17 protein-coding genes are annotated in these 19237 nt (G+C 70.6%); 11 read left to right on the top strand and 6 right to left on the bottom strand.

Annotated features, from left to right (window positions below; translation table 11 throughout):
• Positions 1-172 precede the first annotated feature (172 nt).
• From deoD to QZ271_RS11270, 3 genes are all read right to left on the bottom strand, one after another.
• Positions 173-880: a purine-nucleoside phosphorylase gene (gene deoD, locus QZ271_RS11280; RefSeq protein WP_291431494.1), complete on the bottom strand. Its 708-nt coding sequence runs from the start codon at positions 878-880 to the stop codon at positions 173-175.
• A gap of 40 nt (positions 881-920) precedes the next feature.
• Positions 921-2138: a DHHA1 domain-containing protein gene (locus tag QZ271_RS11275; RefSeq protein ID WP_291431492.1), complete on the bottom strand. Its 1218-nt coding sequence runs from the start codon at positions 2136-2138 to the stop codon at positions 921-923.
• A 180-nt stretch (positions 2139-2318) separates the two neighbouring features.
• Positions 2319-3491 carry an aminotransferase class V-fold PLP-dependent enzyme gene (locus tag QZ271_RS11270; protein ID WP_291431490.1) on the bottom strand — a complete coding sequence of 391 codons (1173 nt, stop codon included), beginning with the start codon at positions 3489-3491 and terminating at the stop codon, positions 2319-2321.
• Positions 3492-3939: 448 nt separating this feature from the next.
• On the opposite strand from QZ271_RS11270, the gene QZ271_RS11265 reads away from it, so the two are divergent.
• Positions 3940-4392 carry a CAP domain-containing protein gene (locus tag QZ271_RS11265; RefSeq protein WP_291431488.1) on the top strand — a complete coding sequence of 151 codons (453 nt, stop codon included), beginning with the start codon at positions 3940-3942 and terminating at the stop codon, positions 4390-4392.
• Positions 4393-4511: 119 nt separating this feature from the next.
• The gene (locus QZ271_RS11260; protein ID WP_291431486.1) at positions 4512-5852 is read left to right on the top strand and encodes an FAD-dependent oxidoreductase; all 1341 of its coding nucleotides are present in this window, start codon (positions 4512-4514) and stop codon (positions 5850-5852) included.
• Positions 5853-6046: 194 nt separating this feature from the next.
• On the opposite strand, the gene serA is transcribed toward QZ271_RS11260, so the two are convergent.
• Positions 6047-7681 carry a phosphoglycerate dehydrogenase gene (gene serA, locus QZ271_RS11255; protein WP_291431484.1) on the bottom strand — a complete coding sequence of 545 codons (1635 nt, stop codon included), beginning with the start codon at positions 7679-7681 and terminating at the stop codon, positions 6047-6049.
• Between the two features lie 425 nt (positions 7682-8106).
• On the opposite strand from serA, the gene QZ271_RS11250 reads away from it, so the two are divergent.
• The gene (locus QZ271_RS11250; RefSeq protein WP_291431482.1) at positions 8107-9363 is read left to right on the top strand and encodes an Nramp family divalent metal transporter; all 1257 of its coding nucleotides are present in this window, start codon (positions 8107-8109) and stop codon (positions 9361-9363) included.
• Between the two features lie 311 nt (positions 9364-9674).
• On the opposite strand, the gene aat is transcribed toward QZ271_RS11250, so the two are convergent.
• Both aat and QZ271_RS11240 read right to left on the bottom strand, forming a co-directional pair.
• Complete coding sequence (aat, locus tag QZ271_RS11245) at positions 9675-10295, bottom strand: leucyl/phenylalanyl-tRNA--protein transferase (protein WP_291431480.1); 621 nt, start codon at positions 10293-10295, stop codon at positions 9675-9677.
• Position 10296: 1 nt separating this feature from the next.
• Positions 10297-10773, bottom strand: a complete 477-nt coding sequence (locus QZ271_RS11240; RefSeq protein WP_291431477.1) for a PaaI family thioesterase — start codon at positions 10771-10773, stop codon at positions 10297-10299.
• A gap of 119 nt (positions 10774-10892) precedes the next feature.
• On the opposite strand from QZ271_RS11240, the gene recF reads away from it, so the two are divergent.
• From recF to QZ271_RS11200, 8 genes are all read left to right on the top strand, one after another.
• Positions 10893-12035 carry a DNA replication and repair protein RecF gene (recF, locus tag QZ271_RS11235; RefSeq protein WP_291431476.1) on the top strand — a complete coding sequence of 381 codons (1143 nt, stop codon included), beginning with the start codon at positions 10893-10895 and terminating at the stop codon, positions 12033-12035.
• Positions 12032-12922, top strand: a complete 891-nt coding sequence (locus QZ271_RS11230) for a DUF721 domain-containing protein (RefSeq protein WP_291431474.1) — start codon at positions 12032-12034, stop codon at positions 12920-12922. Before recF ends, QZ271_RS11230 begins: the two co-directional genes overlap by 4 nt.
• A 128-nt stretch (positions 12923-13050) precedes the next feature.
• Positions 13051-13782, top strand: coding sequence for a molybdenum cofactor biosynthesis protein B (locus QZ271_RS11225; protein ID WP_291431471.1), 732 nt, complete (start codon positions 13051-13053; stop codon positions 13780-13782).
• A gap of 45 nt (positions 13783-13827) precedes the next feature.
• Complete coding sequence (locus tag QZ271_RS11220) at positions 13828-14700, top strand: hypothetical protein (RefSeq protein WP_291431469.1); 873 nt, start codon at positions 13828-13830, stop codon at positions 14698-14700.
• Between the two features lie 222 nt (positions 14701-14922).
• On the top strand, positions 14923-16029 hold the full coding sequence (gene truD, locus QZ271_RS11215) for a tRNA pseudouridine(13) synthase TruD (protein ID WP_291431467.1): 1107 nt from the start codon (positions 14923-14925) through the stop codon (positions 16027-16029).
• Positions 16026-16424, top strand: coding sequence for a hypothetical protein (locus QZ271_RS11210; RefSeq protein ID WP_291431465.1), 399 nt, complete (start codon positions 16026-16028; stop codon positions 16422-16424). Before truD ends, QZ271_RS11210 begins: the two co-directional genes overlap by 4 nt.
• Positions 16425-16429: 5 nt before the next feature.
• Positions 16430-16933 carry a DUF3293 domain-containing protein gene (locus tag QZ271_RS11205; RefSeq protein WP_291431463.1) on the top strand — a complete coding sequence of 168 codons (504 nt, stop codon included), beginning with the start codon at positions 16430-16432 and terminating at the stop codon, positions 16931-16933.
• A 6-nt stretch (positions 16934-16939) separates the two neighbouring features.
• Positions 16940-18922, top strand: coding sequence for an ATP-binding protein (locus tag QZ271_RS11200; RefSeq protein ID WP_291431461.1), 1983 nt, complete (start codon positions 16940-16942; stop codon positions 18920-18922).
• Positions 18923-19237 lie beyond the last annotated feature (315 nt).

The following is a 19237-nucleotide window of genomic DNA, read 5'->3' as shown; positions in this document are numbered from 1 at the left end:
CATTCCCGCTCCAACGTACTTTCTTCTGCTACGCGCTCCGCGCGGTTTATCTACAAGATAAACGCAGTGTACTTAGTTGGCTTCCGCTCCATGCCGCGAAGGGGCGTATGGTGTTGCTACTCGCGTCCGCTCGGACCCAGCGGCTTTGCCTGCCAGTCAATCGGAGTCAGCATTACTCGCCCAGCGCGGCGTCCAGGGCGATCTCGATCATGGCGTTGAAGGTCAGCTGGCGTTCCTCGGCGGTCGTTTCCTCGCGGGTGACGAGGTGGTCGCTGATGGTCAGGATGGTCAGGGCCTTGACGCCGTGCTTGGCGGCCAGGGTGTACAGCCCGGCGGCTTCCATCTCGACGGCCAGCACGCCGAAGTCCGCCCAGAGTTTGTACTGGTCGAAGTCGTCGTGGTAGAAGGTGTCGCTGCTCATAATGTTCCCGACGTGCGTGGCGTGGCCGCGTTCGCGTGCGATCTGGTAGGCGCGCATCAGCAGGCCGAAGTCCGCGATGGGGGCGAAGTTCTTGGCCCCGAAGCGGATGTTGTTGATGTTGCTGTCCGTACAGGCGGCCTGCGCGAGCACGATGTCACGCACGTGCACGTCTGCCTGGTAGCTGCCGGCGGTGCCGACGCGGATCAGGTTCTTGCAGCCATACCCCGTGATCAGTTCGCTGACGTAGATCATGGAGCTGGCGATGCCCATGCCGGTGCCCTGCACGCTGACCCGCTGGCCCTTGTACGTGCCGGTGTAGCCGTGCATGCCGCGCACGGTGTTGTGTAGCACCGGGTCGGTCAGGAAGGTCTCGGCGATGTGCTTGGCGCGCAGGGGGTCGCCGGGCAGCAGGACGGTTTCGGCAATCTGGCCGGGTTCGGCGTTCAGGTGGATACTCATGACCCCTGAGCCTACCAAGTTCCGGGGTGGCTGTGAACCGTCAGGCAGGAGCGAGGAGTGTTTCGCGGACGGCGCGCGTGAAAGCGCCGGTGTCCGGGGTGCTGCCCTGGGCGAGGTCGGGCCGGCCGCCGCCCTTGCCGCCGCTGGCCGTCAGTGCGGCGCGCAGAACCTCTGCGGCGTTCACGTCCGGGTGGGCGCTGGCCACGCCCACGCGGCCCGCTGCGGTCACGGCGACCACGACCTCGCCGGGTTTCAGGTCGGTCAGGGCGGGCAGCAGACCGGCCGGGTCGGGCAGTGTGACAGGACGCAGAGTGAGAGGACGCAGGGTCGCGGCTCCGAGCGTCTCTGTGGGAGCGGCGTCCCGCAGGGTCCGGGCGTGAGCAGCGTTCAGGGCGTCCAGCTGCGCTTGCAGGGCCGCGTGGCTGTCTGCCAGGACCTGCACCCTCCCCGGCACCTGCTCGACCGGCACGCTCAGGTCCACGGCCAGCTTCCGGGTGTCGGCGTACACGCCGCCCAGATGGGCGCCCGCTTCCTCGCCGGCCATGAAGGTCACGCGGGTCACGCCGCCCCGCACGCGCTCGGTGCGCAAGACCACGACGGGCGCCGCCATGCTGGCGTGCGGGACGTGCGTGCCGCCGCAGGCGCTCACGTCGAACGGCTCGCCCCGTCCGTCCCGGAAGATCACGAGGCGCACCGCCCCGCTGACCGCCGCAGCCCGCCGCAGCGGGTACCGGTGCAGGTCCTGGTCCGGCACGACCGGCGTTTCGAGGCTCAGGTCGGTGCGGCCCAGCGTTTCGCGCAACAGCGCCTCGGCGGCCCGCACGTGTACCTCGGCCGGGTCGCCGCGCAGGTCCAGGGTGCATTCCGGGCCGGTCATGTTCACGGCGTCCACCGTGAAGGCCGGGTTCACCCGCACGAACGCCTGCGCGAGCAGGTGCTCGGCGCTGTGCCGCTGCGAGTGCCGCCAGCGGCGCGCCGCGTCCACCTCGCCCGTGACCGCGAGACCGACCGGGGGAAGGTCGCCGGTCAGGCTGTGCCAGATCAGGCCGGTGGCCCTGTCCCTCCGGCTGTGCGTCACCGACACCCGCCGGGCCTCGCCGCTCGCCTCCGTCCAGCGGAGAGAGCCGGTGTCGGCCGCCTGACCACCCGCTTCCGGGTAGAGGGCCGTGGCGTCCAGCGCCACCTCGTCCCCGCGGGCGTGCGTGACCTGCGCGTGGAACAGCAGATCCTGGCTGGTGTGGAACAGGGCGCGGGTCATGCCGCACAGGGTACGGCACGCGGGCGGCGCTCCGGACACGGCGGACAGATGGCGGTGCAGATCTCCGTGTGGTGCCCCGTTCGCGGCGCGGCACAGTGCCCAACGTGCAACCGCACCGGCCTGAAGCTGGGGCGGCTGCACGTTGGGCTGGTATTCAGGTTGGAGTGGTTGCTGCGGCCCTCAGCGGCGCAGGGCCTGCCACGCGGCGTTCACGGCGACGCCCCGCTCGAAGGGCACGCCAAGCGCCGCGAAGGCGTCTTCCAGGATTCCGGCGATGCCGAGCGCGTCGTACCGGTCGGCGTACCCCATGGTGCTCACTCGGAACACGGTGTCCTCATGGGGGGCCTGTCCGGGCAGGGCGCGCTGGCCCATGGCCGCGAGTTGCGCGGCCACCTGCCGGCCGGTCACGCCCGCCGGGGGCGTCAGGACCGCGACGGCCGGGCTGGTGCGCGGAGCCCAGGCGGGCGCGCCAAGCGCCGTTCCGGCGGCAATCAGGGCGTCGGTCTTGCGGCGCTGCTCGGCCCACAGGACTTCCAGGGGCACGCTCAGCAGACGGTCCAGGGCGGTGCTCAGGGCGTAGATCAGGTTGATGGCGGGCGTCTGCGGGGTGCTGCCGGCCTTCTGCCCGGCCAGTTCGCGGGTCATATCGAGGTAGAAGGCGTTGCCGGGTTCGCGGATCATGCGCGTCTGCACCTCGGGACTGAACAGCACGAAGCCCAGGCCCGGCGGGGTGGCGGTGCCCTTCTGGCTGCCGGAGACGATCACATCCACGCCCCACGCGGCCGGGCGCAGTTCGGCCACGCCGTAGGAGGTGATGCCGTCGGCAATGATGATCAGGTCCGGGTTCTGGGCCTTCGCGGCCCGCGCGATGGCTTCCAGGTCGTGCAGCGCGCCGGTGCTGGTCTCGCTGTGCGTGATCAGCAGGGTGTGCGCGCCGCGCGCGGTATCCGCCACTTCCTGCGGGTCGAGCACGTCGCCCCAGGGCCGGGCCACAAGGTGCGTGTCGTACCCGAAGCGCTGCGCCATCTCGCCCCAGCGTTCGCTGAACTTGCCCGCCTGCGCGTTCACGACGCGCGCGCCCGCCGGGGTGGTGCTCAGCAGCGCGCCCTCGAACGCGCCGGTGCCGCTGCTGGTCGTGATGACCGCGTCATACGGATCGCCCAGCAGGCGCGAGAGTTTCGCGCGGGCTTCCATCAGCTTGTCGATGCCGTCCTGGGCGCGGTGGTGCATCTGCGGCTGCGCCAGCTGGGCCAGCACGTCCGGCGCGACCTCGACGGGACCGGGGGCGATCAGGCGCGCTCGGTTCAGGGGCGTGTGGTCCGGCGTGTGCTGCGTCGGGGATGCGTCGCTCATGCCCAGCATGGTAGCCCCCCCAGCCGGGTGACGGGCGGCGCTGTGCAGCGGAGTACCGAGCCGGTACCGGGCGCGGCGGCCGCGCGTTCCCCCGGTGGGTGCACACCCGACGAACGTGGGAATCCAAATGCTCGGGCGGCAGATTGTGAGGACACCGTGCGGTTCTCATGATGGAGTGATCTGAAGATGTTGAGACTCCCCTCGCCCAGATGGCGCCTGCGTTCCGCCGCCCCCTCCCCTACCGGCTCGTCACGGCCCCTGACGCGCGCCGCCGCGCTGTGCGCCGCGCTGAACGGCCTGCCTCTGGGCGCACCCGCCAGCGCCCAGGCGACGGTGCCCCTCCCGGCGGCACCAGTCGGTACGCCCCCGGCGCCGGACAGCGGGACACCGCATCGGCTTCAGCCGCTACGGGGGGTCAGTACAGGACGGCTGCGCCGCGCTGGTGTACGTGCAGCCCGCCCAGATCGAGGCCAGCGACTCCCACGAATGGATGGTGCGGTTCATGGACATCACCAACGAGGCCCGCCGCCAGGGGCAACGCTGCGGGGATCAACTGTTCGGCACGACCGGCCCGCTGGTATGGGACCAGTCGCTCGCCAGCAGCGCGCAGATGCACGTGAACGACATGATCCGCCTGAACTTCCGGGGGCACGTGAACCCCGAAACCGGCAGCGAACCCCCGCAGCGCGCCCGGCAGAGCGGCTTCAGCGGAACGCTTGTCGGAGAGAACGCCGCGTACAACGTCCTGACGCCCGAGGAGGCCCTTCAGACCCTCATCAGCAGTCCCGGCCACTGCCGCACCCTCATGAACCCCGACTGGACCTTGTTCGGGGCGGCGATGGGCAACGGCACGCCCAGCACCACCTTCACCACGTACTGGGTGCAGGACTTCGGCCGCTGAGCCAGGGGGCCGCTGATAGGTCACAGCGGGCGCGACCTGACCGCCCGCACCGACCCCACCGGCCCCCTCATGAAGGCCACCGATATGGCTGCCGGGTGGGGAGCGGCTACGCTGCGGGCATGCGAATCGTGATTGTGGGCGGCGTGGCCGCCGGGATGAGTGCGGCCAGCCGGGCGAGGCGGTTCAATCCGGACGCGGAGATCGTGGTGTTCGACCGGGGTGAGTTCGTGAGTTACGGCGCGTGTGGGTTGCCGTACGTGATCGGCGGGGAGGTCGAGGATTTCGGGGATCTGGTGGCGCGCACCCCGGAGCAGATGCGGGCGCGGGGCGTCAGCGTGCGCACGCGGCACGAGGTGACGGGCGTGGACGCGCGGGCCGCGACAGTGACCGTTCTGGACCGGGAGGCGGGGCGCACGACGACCGAACCGTTCGACCGGCTGCTCCTGGCGACCGGAGTGTCGGCCGTGCGGCCCGCGTGGGCGCAGACGAACCTGGAGGGCGTGCACGTATTGCGCGACATTCCGGACGGGCAGGCGCTGGATGCCAGCGTGGCGGGGGCACGCCGGGCGTGCATTATCGGCGGCGGGTACATCGGGCTGGAGCTGGCCGAGGCGCTGCGGGCGCGGGGCCTCAGCGTGGTCCTGTTGGAGCGCGGGCCGGGAGTGGCGCGCGGCATGCTGGACCCGGAGTTGCAGGCGCAGGTCCGCGAGGAACTGGAACGCGGCGGGGTGGACGTACGCTGCGGCGTGAGCGTGGAGGGCCTGACCGGCACCGGGCGCGTGACGGGCGTGCAGACGGACGCCGGGCTGGTGCAGGCGGACCTGGTCGTGGTGGCGGTGGGCGTGAAACCGAACGTGGAGCTGGCCCGCGCGGCCGGTGTGCGCCTGGGCAAGACGGGCGCGGTGGCCGTGAACGCCCGGCAGGAGACGAACGTGCCGGGCATCTACTCGGCCGGGGACAACACCCAGAGCATGCACCGCGTTACGCGCCGCAGCGTGCACATTCCGCTGGGCCTGCCCGCCAACCGCATGGGCCGCGTGGCAGGCGTGAATATGGCCGGAGGGAACGCCCGCTTTCCCGGCGTGGTCGGCACCGCCATCTTCAAGACCTTCGAGCTGGGCGTGGCCCGCACCGGCCTGACCCAGAGCGACGCCGAGACCCTGGGCCTAAACGCCGTGAGCGTGGACGTGACCAGCACCGACCACGCCGGGTACCACGCCAGCGCCCGGCCCATTCACGTGCGCCTGACCGGCGAGCGGGGCACGGGCCGCCTGCTGGGCGCGCAACTGCTGGGCCGTAACCACCTGAGCGTGAAGCGGGTGGATGTCGTCGCGGCGCTGCTGGGCACCCACGCGACCGCGCAGGACCTGTTCGACGCGGACCTCGCGTACGCCCCGCCGTTCAGTGGCGTCTGGGACGTCCTGCTGGTCGCCGCCGACCGCCTGCACCGGCAGCTCTGAAGGTCAGCGGGGCCACGCAGCCCGGAACCCGGCCAGCCCAGGACACGGCAGGCCCAGGACACAGCGCTTCAATGACACGGCGGTTCAATGACACGGCAAGGGGGGCGGATCCGGGCAGGCCACCCCCCTCCGCCTGGGCTGCCACACGGACTCCGGTGGAATGGTCGGTAAAAACCACTTCACCGGAGTTCGTATCAGGCGCGGACCATGTAGGCGCTGGCAATCACGTCGAGTTCGCGGACCTGCGCGAGTTGCTCCGGGGTCAGGGCGTCGTCGAGGGTCAGGGTGAACAGGGCCTGCCCGCCCTTCTCGGCGCGGCCGAGGGCCATGCCGGCGATGTTCACGCCCCATGTGCCGAGCAGGGTGCTGAGCTTGGCGACCGCGCCGGGTTTGTCCTGGTTACTGGCGATCAGGATGTAGCCTTCGGGTTCGAGTTCCACCCGGTAGTCGCGCAGGCGGGTCAGGCGGGGGTTCTTGCCGAACACGGTGCCGCCCACGGTGCGGGTGCGTTCCTTCTCGCCGGTCTGCCCGGCCGTGATCTTCACGATCACCTCGGTCTGGTAGTCGGGGCTGTCGGCCTGCTCACGAATGGCGACGTTCACGCCGCGTTCGCGGGCCAGGGCGCGGGCGTTGATCATGTTGGGCGTCTCGTCGGTGCTACCGCTCAGGTACCCGACCAGGACGCTGGTGACGACCGGGGCGGGATCGGAGGGGAACTCGCCGCGGAAGGTGACCTCCAGGTCGTGCGCGCCGGGCAACAGTTGCGCCAGGATGCGGCCCAGTTTATCCCCAAGTTTCAGGTAGCCGCCCAGGGCCTCCATGGTCTTGGCGTCCAGGGCGGGGGCGTTCACGGCGCCCTTGCTGACGTCGCCGTGCAGGGCGTCCAGGACGCGGGAGACGATCTCGGCGCCGACGCGTTCCTGCGCCTCGAAGGTATTGGCGCCCAGGTGGGCGGTGATGCCCAGGTTCGGGGCGTGCAGGAAGATGTGCCCCGGAGTGGGGGGTTCGTCCACGAACACGTCCACGCCGGCGGCGAACAGGTGGCCGCTGTGCAGGGCGTCCACGAGGGCCTGTTCGTCGATGATGCCGCCACGCGCGGCGTTCACGGCGATGGCGCCTTTTTTCAGGCGGGCGAGTTGCTCGGCGCCGATCATGCCGCGCGTCTCGTCGGTCAGGGGGGTGTGCACGGTGATGGCGTCCACCTGGGCCAGCAGCTCGTCGAGGGTCGCGGCGCGTTTCACGCCCAGGCGTTCGAATTTGCTGTCCGGGACGTGCGGATCGTAGGCGACGACGTTCATGCGCAGCCCCTGGGCGCGGTCGGCGACAATCGAGCCGATGCGGCCCAGACCGATGATCCCCAGGGTGCGGTCCTTGAGTTCCTGACCCAGGTACTTGCGGTCCCACTCTCCGGCGCGGGTCAGCCGGTCGCTGCGGGTCAGGCCGCGCGCGGCGGCCATGAGGTGCATGACGGCCAGTTCGGCGGCCGAGACGTTGTTGCTTTCCGGGGCGTTCAGGACCAGCAGGCCGCGCAGGCTGGCGTAGTCCAGGTCGATGTTGTCCACGCCCACGCCGCCGCGCCCGATGACTTTCAGGCGGGGTCCGGCCGCGTCGATGAGTTCCCGGTCAACCTTGGTGCGGCTGCGGGTGATCAGCGCGTCATAGTCGGGCAGGCGGCGCAGCGTCTCGGCGCGGTCCATGTTGCCCTGGTAATCGATCTGGAATCCGGCGTGTTCCAGGTTGCCGGGGTTCATCTCGTCGCAGATCAGGACGCGCAGGGTGTCGGCGCGGTCTGCCTGGGCCGCAGGGGTGGGGGTGGCGGGTGCGGTCATGCCCTTGAGGGTAAGCGCCCGGAGGGGGTGGTGGGCGCGGCTTGGCTAGGAGGTGGCCGCCGGGAGGGCGGGTGTGGGGGTGCGGCGTGGGAGGTATGTAGCGCGGGTGGGGTTGGAACTCTCTTGACGGTCCGTGTCTTGACGGTCCGTGTCTTGACGGTCCGTGTCTTGACGGTCCGTGTCTTGACGGTCCGTGTCTTGACGGTGCGTGTCTTGACGGTGCGTGCCCGTGGGCAGGGCGGGCGCTGACTTGGCTTTAGGCGAGGACTGGACTTTATTTTTAGGCGTACCTAAAATGCGGTATGTCGTCTCCCCCGCCCGCGCCTGAATCACCCTATCCCGGCGACGCACCGCACAGCACACCTACACCCACTCCCCCCACACCCGGCACAGGGAAGACCGGCGCCTCGTCCCTGGACGACCGCATGAACGCCCGCGCCGCCGCGATTCTGGAACAGCGGGGCGGCAAGCGCGGCCTGGCCCGCATCCTGCCGTTTCTCGGGCCGGCGGTCATTGCCTCCATCGCGTACATGGACCCGGGCAACTTCGCCACCAACATCCAGGGCGGCGCGCAGTTCGGGTACGGCCTGCTGTGGGTAATCCTGGCCGCCAACCTGATGGCCATGCTGATCCAGAACCTGAGCGCCAAACTGGGCATCGCCACCGGGAAGAACCTGCCGGAAGTCATCCGGGAGCGCTTTCCGCGCCCGGCCGTGTGGCTGTACTGGGTGCAGGCGGAACTGGTCGCCATCGCCACCGACCTCGCGGAGTTCATCGGTGCGTCCATCGCCATTCAACTCCTGACCGGCCTGCCGCTGATCTGGGGCGCGGCCATCACGGGCGTGTTGACATTCTGGCTGCTGACCATTCAGCGGCGCGGGTTCCGCCCGCTGGAACTCGTGATCGGGGGCTTTGTCGCCATCATCGGCGTGGCGTACGTCACGCAGTTCGTGCTGGCGCGGCCCAACCTGGCCGACCTGGGCCGGGGCTTCGTGCCGTCCTTCCAGGGCGTGGACAGCGTGTACCTCGCCGTGGGCATCATCGGCGCGACCGTCATGCCGCACGTCATCTACCTGCACTCCGCGCTCACGCAGGGCCGCGTTCCCACCCGCAACGACCAGGAGAAACTGCGCCTGAGCCGCCTGAACCGCGTGGACGTGATCATCTCGATGGGCGTGGCCGGGCTGATCAATATGAGCATGCTGGCTGTGGCCGCCGCCACCTTCTACGGCAAGGGCGTCGAGGACGCCGGGAACCTGGAAACCGCGTACCGGACCCTCACACCCCTGCTCGGCCCGGCCGCCGCGACCGCCTTTGCCATCGCGCTGCTCGCCAGCGGCCTGAGCAGCAGCGCCGTGGGCACCATGGCCGGGCAGGTGATCATGCAGGGATTCGTGCACTTCAGCATTCCGCTGTGGCTGCGGCGCACCATCACCATGCTCCCGGCGTTCATCGTGATCCTGATGGGCCTGGACGCCACCAGCGTCCTGATTCTCTCGCAGGTGATCCTCAGTTTCGGCGTGCCGTTCGCGCTGATTCCCCTGCTGGCCTTCACCGCCCGCCGCGACGTGATGGGCGTTCTGGTCAGCCGCCCCCATGTGACCGCGCTCGGCTGGCTGTTCGCGGGCGTCATCATTGCACTGAACGGCTACCTGCTGTGGGGCGCCCTGACCGGAGGGTAACAGGCGGCCGAGAGGGATTCCGATTGATTCGGTGTAGTTCTGGATCAATCCGAGCGGATGCGAGGAGGAACACCATACGCCCCTTCGCGGTATGGAGCCGCAGGCGGCGCTTTTCCGACTGTGGCGCAGTGGTGCGGCAGTCCGTCTGAGGGGTCAGCACTCCCCACACCCCCTTATACGGATTCCGTCTGTTTCGCTGACAACCCGGAACCCCACCGGGTTGCCAGCTCCACGTCCGGAGGGGCGTTTCTCTCCTACTCGCATCCGCTCGGATGGAACGGTTTTTGCAAACCATTCCACCGGAGTCCGCATTACAGGCTGACGTTCAGAGGCAGGGCCGCGCCCAGCAGCGCGCCGTACGTGTCGCTGCCGATTTCCCGCACGCCGAGCGTTTCGAGGTGCGGGTTCTGGATCTGGGCGTCCAGCAGCGTGAACCCGCGCGCGTGCAGGTGCGCGGCCAGGTGAATCAGGGCGGCCTTGCTGGCGTTCGTGACCCGGTGGAATTTGCTCTCGGCGATAAACGCACCGCCCAGCGCGAGGCCCAGGACCCCCCCGGCCAGCTCACCGCCGCGCCAGACCTCGAAGGAGTGCGCCAGCCCCTGCGCGTGCAGGTGCGTGTACAGGTCCGCGAGTTCGTCGCTGATCCACTCGCCGTCGCGGGGGGCACTGCCCGGCAGGTCGCCCCGGCAGCCAGCGACGACCTGCGCGAAGGCGGTATCCACGCGCGGCTCGAAGTGCCGCAGGTCGCGGCGCAGGCGGCGGGCAATGTGCAGGCCGTCCGCCTCGGTCAGCGGCACAACGGCGCGGCCCTCGACCGAGTACCACTGCAGGCCGTCGCCGTTGTCCATCAGGAAGGCCCCCCCGGCGTAGTGGCGGGCGACCTCGCGGGTCAACGGGTCGGGGTGGGTCAGGAAGGTGCGCGCGGCGGGCACGTTACTCGCCTGCCGGGGCGGGTCTCGGGTACAGAACGGCCTGCGTGCAGCGGAACAGCGCCATGAGTTTACCGTCACCTGCGCGGACCTCGGCGTCCCAGACCTGCGTGGTGCGCCCGGCGTGCACGTTCCGGGCCTCGCAGGTGACGGTGCCGTCACGGGCGGTCCCCAGGTGATTACTTTTCAGTTCGATGGTCGTGAACGAGTCCGCGCCGTCTGGCAGCAGGATGCGCGTGCCGTACCCGCAGGTGGTGTCGGCCAGCGCGATGACGCTCGCGGCGTGCAGGAAGCCGTTCGGGGCGAGCAGTTCGGGGCGCACCGTCAATTCGCTCCGCAGCAGTCCCCGCGTGGCGTGCGTGAACCGGACGCCGATCAGGCCCGGCAAGCGGCCCGCGCCAAACGCGTTCAGGGCTTCCAGACTGGGCAGTTCAGGCGTGGGCGGCTGGGAGGTGGGCGGCTGGGGGGCGGAGGCGCTCATGCCGCCCAGCGTACCGTGCCTGCCAGCAGCCCGGCCCGCGCCCCCGGCTGGGCTGCTGGCCCCCCCGCTCCTGTAACGGACGCCTCTGTACCTGAACGCCAGCGCCCTAGAATGGTCGGGTGCGCCTTGATTCGTTGTCCACCCTGAACTACCGGAACCTCGCGCCGTGCACCCTGGCGTTTCCGGCGGGTGTGACGGGTGTGTTCGGCGAGAACGGTGCGGGCAAGACCAACCTGCTGGAAGCTGCGTACCTGGCGCTGACCGGCCTGACGGACGTGTCCCGTCTGGAGCAACTGGTGCAGCAGGGCGAGACCGAGGCGTACGTGCGCGCCGACCTGGAAAGCGGCGGCAGCCTGAGCGTGCAGGAGGTCGGGCTGGGGCGCGGGCGGCGGCAACTGAAACTGGACGGCGTGCGCGTGCGCACCGGGGACCTGCCGCGCGGGAGTGCCGTGTGGATTCGCCCGGAGGACAGTGAGATGGTGTTCGGTTCGCCGTCCGGGCGGCGCGCGTTCCTGGATTCGCTGCTGTCGCGCCTGAGTGCGCGCTACGCCGAGCAACTCGCCCGCTACGAGCGCACGGTGTCGCAGCGCAACGCGGCCCTGCGCGGCGGCGAGGAGTGGGCCATGCACGTGTGGGACGAGTCGCTGGTGCGGCTGGGCACCGAGATCATGCTGTTCCGCCGCCGGGCACTGGTGCGACTGAACGAACTGGCGGCCGAGGCGAACGCCGCGCTGGGCAGCCGCAAGACCCTGACGCTGTCCCTGACGGAATCCACCACGCCCGAATCGTACGCGCAGGATATGGGCGCTCGCCGCGCCGAGGAACTCGCGCGCGGAAGTACCGCGACCGGCCCGCACCGCGACGACCTGCTGCTGACCCTGGGGGACTTCCCGGCCAGCGAGTACGCCAGCCGGGGCGAGGGCCGCACCGTGGCGCTGGCGCTGCGGCGAGCGGAACTGGAACTGCTGGCCGAGCGTTTCGGAGAGCGGCCGGTGCTGCTCGTGGATGACTTCTCGGCCGAACTGGACCCGGTACGGCGGTCGTTCCTGCTGGAACTGGCCGCCAGCGTCCCGCAGGCCATCGTGACCGGCACCGAGCGCGCGCCGGGCGCGGCCCTGACGCTGCGGGCGCAGTCGGGCCGTTTCACGCCGGAAGCCGGGCCGGAAGCAGCCGAAACCCACCAGCCTGAGCCGGGCCCGCGCGCAGCGGGGCCTGAGTCAGAACTGGCCGACCTGCCGGACGTGGCCGGGGTGGGTGCGTGACGCGTGGCCGCCGCCTGAGCGGCCCGCGCCAGATGGGCGAGCTGATGGGCGCCACGCTGGGCACCGCCCGGATCGCGCGCGGCATCGAGCGGGCGCGCGCCATCCTGATGTGGCCGCAGGCGGTCGGCCCGGAGATCGCGCGCATCACGCGGCCCCGCACGCAGCAGGCCGGGACGCTGTTCGTGGAGGTGCGTGACAGCGCCACCGCGCACCACCTGAGCATGCAGCGCCACCACTTCATGAAGGCCCTGAACGCCCTGATTCCCGAAAAACCCATCAGCGAGATCCGATTCAGTGTCGGTCCGCTGCGAGCAGCCGACCCGGCGCCTGCATCGTCCCCTGCACGGTTGCCCGCGCCGCTGCCCGCCCCGGACCGCGCGCGGGCGCAGCAACTGGTCGAGGGGGTGCAGAGCGAACGCAGTCCCGAACTCAGGGGCGCGGCGCTGCGGGCGGCCGAGGCGATCACCCGCGCCCGCCGCTGGCGCGAGGAGCAGGGCTGGCGGCCCTGCCCGGTGTGCGGCGAGGCCAGCCGTGAGCAGCCCTGCCGCGCCTGCCTGCTCACGCTGGAGGACCCGAATGTGGGCCGCGCCGCACGTCTGCTGCAACGCTGGCCCGAGCGGCTGCCTGAGCTGCGCGGCACGCTGGGTGACAGTGGGGCCGCCGCCGCGCGGCACCTGGCCCTGGCGCAACTGACGGGGCAGCTGGAGCTGCTGGCGCTGGAGTGCGTGCGCAGCGGGCAGGAGGACGGGTACCGCGAGTTCCTGGCGCAGCAGGCCGACGTGTTCATGGCCCTGACGCGGCGCTGCACACGCGCGGAGTTACGCCGTGCGGACCGCGCCCTGCTGCCCGAGCGTGCCCGCAACGTCCTGAACGCCGAGCCACTCTAAAGGCAGGGCCGCTCTGAAGCCAGGGCCACTCTGAAGATTGGGCCAGTGGCGTGGCGTCTCTGCTGCGTGGGGGCGCCCCTGTGAGAACCGCTTCTGTTCGGCGGCGGGGACGGGGTACGCTGGTCGGCATGACGGACTTCCCTCCCGGCACGCCTTCCGTTCCCGCCCCGGCCAGCGCCAGTGCCAGCGTTCCTGTCGATTCTGCGGGGCAGCACCGGCAGCGTGGCGAGCGGCCCGTACGGGTGGCGGTCCTGACCATCAGTGATACCCGCACCGAGCAGACCGATACGAGCGGGCAGTATCTGCTCGGCGAGCTGCGCGCGCAGGGGCACGAGGTGGTCGGATACCGGGTCGTGAAGGACGACGCGGTGCACATCCGCTCGAGTCTGGTGGCGTTCGTGCGCGAGGCGACGGTGGTGCTGTCCACGGGCGGGACGGGCATCACGGGGCGGGACGTGACGGTGCCGGTCGTGGAGTCCATGATCACCAAGCCCATTCCGGGCTTCGGTGAGCTGTTCCGCATGCTGTCGTACCGGCAGGTGGGGGGCGCGGCGATGCTGTCGCGGGCCGTGGCGGGCCTGGTACGCGGCTCGGTGGTGTTCGCCATGCCGGGCAGCCTGAACGCCGTGAAGACCGCCTGGGAGGGCATCCTGCGTGACGAGATCGGTCACCTGGCCTTTGAGGTCGAGCGGCACGGGCAGCCGGGCGTGCCGACCACAGCGGCCGCCCGGCCAGCTCCGGCTCTTTCCGAGGTGAGTGGGCCGCCCACGCCGCCCACGCCGCAACCGGGGGCAGGGGGCGGCGTGGCAGCCGGGCTGGGCCGTCACCGCAAGGGTAGTCAGGGCGATGACCGTTTCTGAGCCCAGTGCCACGCCCGCGCACCTGATCGTCGCCGGGAGCGCCCCATGCTAAGCGCGGACCTGCTGGACGTGGGCGCGGGGCTGAGTCCGCTGCTGGCGGTGTCACTGGCCCTGCTGGGCGCGTACTGGCTGCTGCGGGTCGGCCGGGCGGCCCGGCGTGGCCTGAGGCCCAGGGCAGCGTGGTGGGGGGTGCCGGGGCTGCTGCTGATGCTACTGGCGCCCCTGCTGGACGTACCCGCGCTCTTCGGGGTGGGGGCGGGCCTGCTGTTGCTGGCCGAGTTCCTGCCCGCTGCGTTCGTCCCGGCCGCGCCTGTGGATGCACCGCCGACCGGGGCGCCGGACAGGAATTCCTGGCGGTCGGGTCCGGCCTGGGACCGGCTGGGCTGGCCGCTGGTGGGCCTGACCCTCGGGGCCGGGCTGCTGCTGGCCCTGCGGGACCCGGCACACCTGAATCCGCTGACGCTCAGTGTGGCCGCGGCGGCGCTGCTGATGTCCGGCGCGGGCCTGCTGATGGCAGTTGTTCCGGCAGGCCGACCCTCGGCACGGCCAGGGTCGGCAGCGGCGGGCTTTGATGCTCACGCGCGCTGGCAGACCCGCTGGAATCACGCGGTCACGCCGGAATGGCCGGACCTGAGTATCACGCTCAGTGAGCGGGGCGCGCACCTGCGGAACGTGTCGGGCCGGCCGCTGCGGCTGGCCGGGTGGTCCCCGGCGGGCATGAACGCGTGGCTGTCCGTGCGGGCCGTGTCGGGCGAGACAGTGCTGGAACTGCGTGATGGGCAGGAGGCGCTGCTGCCCGTCACGGCGCAGGACCGTGGGGTGCGGGTGTGGTACGCACCGCTGCGCGTGGAGGGCGCGCACCTGTTCCGCGCGGACTGGACGCCGCCGGCCGACGCCGCCAAGCGCGTCCTGAACTGATACGGATTCCGATTGATTCGCTGCAGTTGTGAATCCATCCGAGCGGACGCGAGGAGGAACAGCCTGCGCTCCTTCGCGGTATGGAGCCGCAGGCGGTGTCTTCCCTGTGGCGCAGTGGAGCGGCAGTCCGTATGACCCAGCCTGCGGCAGCACGCTGCGCAGACCCCCTTCAATCCGGGCGGTGCTGCGGAGCGTTTCACATCCGCCGGTGCATGGCAGGATATGGTGGGCGGCATTGTGAGTCTGGTGTTTGACTGGTCGGCGCTGCGCGCGCTGACGGAAGGCGCGGGAACCGGCGGAACGCTCCGTCAGGAACCTGGTGATTTCCGTGTGGATGAAGTGCCTCTGTACGAACCGTCTGGTGACGGCGAGCACCTGTACCTGCAGTTCGAGAAGACCGGGCACACGACCGCTCATGTGCTGCGCGAACTCGGTGCGCAGGTCGGCGTGCGTGACCGCGAGGTGGGCGTGGCTGGCCTGAAGGACCGGCACGCCGTGACCACCCAGTGGATCAGCCTGCCGCAGAGGTACGAGGCGCGCGTGCAGCATTTTGCGCTCGGTGGAGTGCGGGTGCTGCAACTGACTCGGCACCCGAACAAGCTGGGCATGGGACACCTGCGGGCCAACCGCTTCTCGGTGCGGGTGCGGGATGCGGCGGGCCACGCTGCTCAGGCCGGGCAGACGCTGGAGGAGCTGGCACGGGCGGGCGTGCCGAATTACTTCGGGCCGCAGCGCTTCGGGCTGGGCGGCCTGAACGCCGAGGAGGGACTGCGGGTCGTGCGGGGCGAGTCGCGCGTGCGTGACCCACGCGTGCGGCGGTTCCTGACGACGGCGCTGCAGAGCGTGGTGTTCAACGGGTTCGTGAACCTGCGCCTGGAACGCGGGGTGTTCACGGGCCTGCTGGCCGGGGACATGGCCAAGAAGCACGATACCGGCGGCGTCTTTCTGGTCGAGGACGCCGAGCAGGAGTCTCCGCGTGCCGGGCGGGGCGAGGTCAGCGCGACCGGCACGCTGTTCGGCAAGAAGGTTAAACCCCTGACGCTGGACGCCGGGGCGCTGGAGCAGCAGGCGCTGTCGGCGCTGGGCCTGTCCGCCGATCTGTTCTCGTCCCGCAAGGGCGACCGGCGCCTCACGCGCGTGTTCCCCGAGCAGGTCAGCGTGACGCCCGAGGACGACGGCTTCACGGTGTCGTTCACGCTGCCGCGTGGCAGTTTCGCCACCAGCGTGCTGCGGGAGATCATGAAGACGGACGTGGACGCCGCCTCTCCCCTGCTGACCGATGACGAGGCGGGGAGTCTGGACGCAGGCGATCTGGAGGCCGCCGAGTGACCCGCGCGCTGCGGGGGCGCGTGCTGGCCCTGACCGTCGCCGCTGGCCTGAACGCGGTCCTGGGCACGGTCCTGGGCGACGCGCAGGCGGCCGCGCGGCCCCTGAGCCTGAAACCCTCGCATGGCGGGGCCATCCTGATCGGGACGCTGAGTGTGCTGAGGCCCGACGAACTAACCGGCGTGTGGAGCAGCCTGGGGCGCGCCCGCCTGCTGCGCTGCCTTCCGAACTGCGAGGTCGTGCAGGCCATCCCGGTGCCCGGCAGCCTCAACCTCAACGATTCGGGCCGGTACCGCGTGGTGCTGGGCGGTTCGTTTAAGGCCGGGCAGAAGATCAGTCTGGTCCTGCGGTACCGCGACGGCCAGATCGTGAACCTGAACGCCACTGTCGGGTACTGACGCGGGTGCGGCCCCCGGCAGGTGGCGCGTGGCCCGACCCGGCCCTGCGCGCAGCGTTCAGCGCCACGCGGTACGGACCGCCGGGCGCGCGGGTCGCCCTGAGCGGGAACGGCTCCGGGCGCGCCCTGACGGGGCCGCTGCCGGACTGGACGGCCGGACGCTGGGCCATCGTGACCGCCTGGAACCCGTGGGGGCGGCGGCAGACCCGGGCACACAACGAAGCGGCGCACGCCGCACTGCTGGCGCAGGCGACCGCCTGGGCGCGCCTACCGGGGCGCACCGTGCTCGCCGCCCTGAACGGTGAGGGCGAGTGGCAGGAACCGTCGCTGGTGCTGCGCGGGGCGCCCCTGTGGGAGGCGGCGCGGCTGGGCCGGACCTTCGGGCAGGCGGCCGTGCTGTACGGTTGCGGCGGCCGGGGGGCGCTGGTGTGGTTGCCGCCCGGTGCGGCATCGCTGCGGCCCGAGCGCGTGTGGCTGCGGCCCGTGCCTGCGGAGCGGGATGTATACTGACCGATTGTGACGCTGGACGCTGCTGACGCTATTTCACCGCTGGGGGTGCTGCCTCTGGCGGGACCGACCTGCATTCACCTGCCCCTGAACGTCTCCCCGCAGGACCTCGCGCGGTACGCGGTGGGGCTGGCGAACGCGCGGGGCGGCACGGTGCTGGTGGGCGTGGACGTGCTGGACCTCCCGGCCGCCGAGAGGGACGCGGGCGAACTGCACCCGCTGATGGTCACGCACGCGATCTTCGAGCTCTCCGGGGGTCGCCTGACCGTGACCGTGCAGCATCACCGTCTGCCGGGGGGCGCGCGGGTACTGGCGGTGTTCGTGCCGCAGGCGCCATACGTGCTGGCCGCGCCGGACGGTTCGGTCATCACCTGGGACGGCGCGCATCTGGTGCCGGTCACACCCAGCGAGGCCGAACCGGTCGCGGATCAGGATTTCACGGCGGTCGTGCCGCCCGACGCGTCCCTGGCGGACCTGGACCCGTCCGAGGTGGCGAGGCTGCGGGCGCTGGGTCGCCGGGCGAGCGCGTCGAACCTGCCGGACCTGGATTTCCTTCAGGAACTCGGGCTCCTTGTTCCCAGTGGCGGGGCGCTGCGGCCCACGCTGGCCGCGATTCTGCTGGCAGGCACCCCGGCGGCGCTGCGGGCGCACGTGCCGCAGTCCGAGGTGTGCTTCTACCACCACCAGACGAGCGACGTGGAATTCCAGTTCCGGGAGGACCTGCTGCGGCCCATTCCGGCGCTGCTGACCCGGCTGGCCGAACTGATCCAGGCCAGGAACCGCTTCACGCCCGTGCAGGTGGGCCTGTTCCGGATCGAGGTGTGGGATCAGGACGAGGCGGTATACCGCGAGGCCCTCCTGAACGCGCTGACCCACCGGGATTACAGGCTGCGCGACGCGGTGCACGTGCATCACTTCCCGGACCGGCTGGAGATCATGAACCCCGGCGGCCTGCCGGGCGGGATCACGCCGGGGAACATCCTGCGCCACCAGCCCAAGCGCCGCAATCCGCTGCTGGCCGAGGTGCTGGCACGCCTGGGACTGGTCGAGCGGGCGGGCGTCGGCGTGGATAAGATGTACTCGCTGATGCTGCGCCACGGGAAGGAACCGCCGGAGTTCACGACGTACCCGGATTCCGTGACGCTGGCGCTGCACTCCCCGGGTTTCGACGCGGAATTCGTGCGGTTCGTGGCGCGCAAGCAGGAGGACATGCAGACGCTGTCGCTGGACATGCTGATCGTCCTGAGCCTGCTGGCCCGTGAGGGCGAGGCGACCCGCGCCGCCCTGGCCCGCGCCCTGCAACTCCCGGAAGACCGCACGCCCCGCCTTTTAAGGAGCATGGAGGACCACGCGCTGATCGTGAAGGCCGGCGTGGGACGCGGCATCGCGTACATCCTGACCGACGAGGTACGCCGCGCGCTGGGCCGCGAACACCCCAGCCCCAGCGCCGCGCCGCACACCTCCACCCCTCGGACCCTAGTGTCTCAGACCCTAGTGCCTGAGAACACTGAGCCTGCGCTGAGCGCGCTGCCCCAATCATCTGGAAAGCGCCCCCGCCCGGAAGCGACCCTGCCAGAACAGACGCTGCCCGCAGCGCCCGAACGACCCGATGGCGCGATGCCAGCGGCCACGGTCAGACCCGCCGCCGACCACGCGCAGGAAGCGCAGACAGATCAGCCGGCCGCCACCCGGGCACAGGCACAGGCCATGTCTGTGCAACAGCCGCCCGTACCGACCGGGCCGTCACGCCGCAAGGCCCGGTCCGGAGCGCGAGAGCCGCGTGACACCAGCGGTCCCAGCGCCGCCGAGATTCGCGCGATTGCGCTGGCCCTGGCCCGCGAGCGCGGCCGCGTGCGGAACGTGGACCTGCGCGAGGCCTGCGACCTGAGCACGCAGCAGGCCTGGCGAACGCTCCGGCAACTGGTTCAGGGCGGTCTGCTGCGCAAACTGGGCACCGGCACCCGCGACGCCGCGTACGAACTGCGCCACTGATCCAGCAGGAGCGCTCTGCGCCAATGCTACGGATTCCGTTTGATTCGGTGCAGTCCCGAGTCAATCCGAGCGGATGCGAGTGGGAATAATAGACGGATTGGGCGCAGTGGAGCGGAATCCGTATGAGGTGGCTGGGAAGGTGGCGGGACGCTGAGCCAGCGCGCGCTGAAACACCAGTAATCTTCAACAGTCGTACATCCGATTCTGACTGATACGGATGCCGATTGAGTTGGTGCAGCTGACCGCCTGACAGATTTTATGAGATGAAGTGAAAACTGACGTGCCAGCCGTTCTTGAGTGCTTCCAACGAGGACG

Origin of the sequence: Deinococcus sp., assembly GCF_018260555.1 — a bacterium.
Lineage (GTDB): Bacteria > Deinococcota > Deinococci > Deinococcales > Deinococcaceae > Deinococcus.
The sequence above is the reverse complement of the archived record's forward strand: the minus strand, read 5'-3'. Positions and strand labels throughout refer to the sequence as shown.